General features: G+C 40.0%; 4 protein-coding genes. 1 reads left to right on the top strand and 3 read right to left on the bottom strand.

Annotated elements, in window-relative coordinates; genetic code table 11:
• The 3 genes from ACOVO2_RS23280 to ACOVO2_RS23270 form a co-directional block, all read right to left on the bottom strand.
• Positions 1–812, bottom strand: an 812-nt coding sequence (locus ACOVO2_RS23280) for a molybdopterin-dependent oxidoreductase (RefSeq protein ID WP_421772274.1), incomplete at its 3' end; no start/stop codon positions are given.
• A gap of 6 nt (positions 813–818) precedes the next feature.
• Positions 819–1,745: a YeiH family protein gene (locus ACOVO2_RS23275; protein WP_421772273.1), complete on the bottom strand. Its 927-nt coding sequence runs from the start codon at positions 1,743–1,745 to the stop codon at positions 819–821.
• 57 nt (positions 1,746–1,802) lie between these two features.
• Entirely contained in the window at positions 1,803–2,750 is a 948-nt protein-coding gene (locus ACOVO2_RS23270; protein WP_421772272.1) for a LysR substrate-binding domain-containing protein, read from the bottom strand.
• Positions 2,751–2,815: 65 nt separating this feature from the next.
• On the opposite strand from ACOVO2_RS23270, the gene ACOVO2_RS23265 reads away from it, so the two are divergent.
• Positions 2,816–3,054 (top strand): putative quinol monooxygenase (locus ACOVO2_RS23265; protein ID WP_421772271.1); only part of this gene is annotated, 239 nt, incomplete at its 3' end.

Genomic DNA, 3,054 nt, shown 5'->3' with positions numbered 1-3,054 from the left:
ACTCGATAACTATGACCGCTCATTTTTTCGCCATCGTGTACTTTATTTCGGATAGAAATTCTGCTCAACCATTTGCCCGAAACCGACGCTGGCCAACCGCCAACTACCAATCGAAGCGGAAAACCGTGCATCACAGGAATATCTTTTCCATTCATTGCCCAAGCCAAAAGCGTTTCTTCTTCGAGGGCTTTTTTCATTGGCACACCTCTCGAAATTGGCGATTTTGTGGCATCACCACTCAAGTGAATATCTTTTCCGTAATAACCAATATAAACAGCATCGTCTTTTATTCCCACACTTTCAAGCACATCACGCAGCCTTACGCCCGTCCATTCGGCACAACTTACGGCTCCATCTTGCCACTGATTTCCCGATGTTTGTGGACTAAAACCATAACGGCCATTTCCCGCACATTCGAGCGTGAGTTGGTAGGTATAGGTTTTAAATTTTGTCTTTAAATCATTCAATGTGAATACTTTACGAGTTTTTGCCGACTCTCCATCAATCACCAATTCCCACTTTGTAGCATCAATATTTTCGGGCAGATTGCCATTATTGCGAACAAACATTTTATCGGCTGGCGTAACTTCATCATCAAGTAAATGTGGAGGTGTTTCAACATTCCACGGGCGGTCGTTGAGCAGCATCAACTCTTTGTTTTTTCCTTCGGGAAGGTCGATAAAAGCTTTTTCTCCTAAGATTTTTACTTCTTTGGGTAGGTTTTTAGCAAAAACAACATCGCTACCAAGCACCGTTGCAATACTTAGAATACTTTTTTGAATAAACGAACGTCGGTTATTGGTTGATTCCATGATGGATTAAGATTGAAAATGATGAATCACATAATACAAAGATAATAGACAAACGATAAGCCAAAGCCCAACGGCCTGAAAAACTACTTTACCTCCAATTTTTTTTAGATTTTCGACCGAAATCCCCGAGCCAATCAGCAATAGACTAACGACCATTATTTGTTTTGAAATACCATAAAGTGATAAATAAAAGCTTTTATAGGCAGGAAAAAAGCTAAAAAGGCAAGATGCCAAGATAAAACCAATAATAAATGAAGGAATCTTGAAAGATTCACGGTTTTTGCTAAAACCAAGCACCAAAACCAGAGAAACTGGAATAATCCAAATGATGCGGAGCATTTTTGTGATGGATGCAATGCCAAGAGCTACATCGCCATATTTGGCGGCAGCCCCAACAACCGAACTCGTATCGTGAATAGCAATGGCTGCCCAAGTGCCAAATTGTACCTGCGAAAGCCCCAGCCAATGGCCAATAGCAGGAAAAACAAGTAAAGCAATGGCATTGAGCAAAAACACCACGCCTGTCGAAACCGAAAGTTTATCGGCATCAGCTTTGATTACTGAACCCACGGCCGCAATGGCACTTCCTCCACAGATGGCCGTGCCAGCCGAAATAAGCAACACAATGGTTTTATCAAGTTTCAAAAATTTACCAATCAGAAAACCCATCGACAGCACGCCAAGCACAAAAAGTGCGGTTGTTCCGATATTTTCTTGACCTTCTTTGGCCAAAACCTGAATATTAATACCAAATCCTAAACCAATGACCGAGGCTTTCAGTAAATACCCACCCCAAATATTGGTTTTATCTTTGTCTGGATTTCCGACCGTCAGGGCAAAAATTAAACCTAAAAGCAAAGCCCAAGTGGAATTGATGACAGGAAAACAACAGATAATTGCCAAGACTCCGAGTATGATTGTTTGTTTTTTCATGGGTCAAAGGTAGAACCCAAAGTACAGCACAAACAAATCGTATTTTTTTATAATCAATTACTTTTGGTTATAATGCCGATTAGCAAACTGCATAAATATCGAAGAAAGGTTATCTTGTTGCCCATGCAGATTGACAAACGAAAAAGTACGTAAAATTTCAAAATCTTGAATGTTTATAATGCGAAATTCTTCACGTTTGAGCTCTTTCTGAATCGCCCGAATCGACATGAACGACATCGCCTGCGAATGCTCCAAAAACGACTTGATACTTTCGGTGCTACCGAGGTGCATCACTATCGAAAGATTCGATAATTTCAAGCCTTTTTCTTTCAAGGCACTTTCAATCACTTCGAGCGTGCCTGAGCCTCGCTCACGTAGCACGAGTGGGATATTGGGCAAATCGTCTAAACTGATGCTTGTTTGCTTGGCAAATTTGCTTTTTGTGTGAACCACCGCTACCAGTTCATCGTCCATGAACTCAGTGTATTTCAAGCTATTATGGTGCTTTTTGCCTTCTACGATTCCTAAATCTATGTTTTTTGATAAAACTGCATTTTCAATAAACTCCGAATTTCCGTTTAGGAGTGTAAGTTCGATTTGAGGAAATTTCTCGTGAAAAGATGCCAAAATTGGCGAAATCAGATACTGCCCGATGGTGGTACTTGCTCCCAAGCGAAGGCTACCCTGATATTGTTTTTTGAGCGTTCCGAGTTCAAAAATGGCCTCTTGATAAAGTCTAAATATCTCAGTTGCATATCGAAACAGGACTTCACCCGCCGTAGTCAAAACAATGAAATTTCCCTTGCGTTCAAAGAGTCGAACACCCAATGATTCTTCCAAAAGTTTGATATGTTTGGTTACGGCGGGTTGCGTAATAAATAGCTCGGCAGCAGCTTTGGTAAAGCTCTGATTTTTGCTGACTGAGTAGAAAACTTTTAACCTAAAATCATCCATCGAAAGTTTTTTCTTCAAAAATAGTATAACTTTTCGTAATACTTTACGCATTCGTAAATTTGATGGCGGGGTCGGTAGAAAAAATTATGTATTTTTGTTGAAAATCAAAAAAGTATATGCTCATACGGTACGTCAGAATGACTTTTCAGGCCGATAAAGTCAGTGAGTTTGAAGAAATATTTAATAGTTCTAAACATAAAATTAGAGCCATGCAGGGTTGTTCTTATCTCGAACTGATGCGAGACATCAACCTACCTAATGTTTATATGACTCACAGCCATTGGGAATCGGAAACTGATTTGAATAATTACCGAGACTCGGAGCTTTTCAAAACCACTTGGGCAAAAACGAAAGT

Source organism: Emticicia sp., from assembly GCF_049241225.1.
GTDB lineage: Bacteria > Bacteroidota > Bacteroidia > Cytophagales > Spirosomataceae > Emticicia.
Note: the sequence above shows the minus strand (reverse complement) of the source record. Positions and strands in the feature narration are given on the sequence as shown.

Excerpts from the sequence above, each read along its gene's own strand:
- ACOVO2_RS23275 (WP_421772273.1), bottom strand. The coding sequence starts at position 1,745 with ATGAAAAAACAAACAATCATACTCGGAGTCTTGGCAATTATCTGTTGT.
- ACOVO2_RS23270 (WP_421772272.1), bottom strand. The coding sequence starts at position 2,750 with ATGCGTAAAGTATTACGAAAAGTTATACTATTTTTGAAGAAAAAACTT.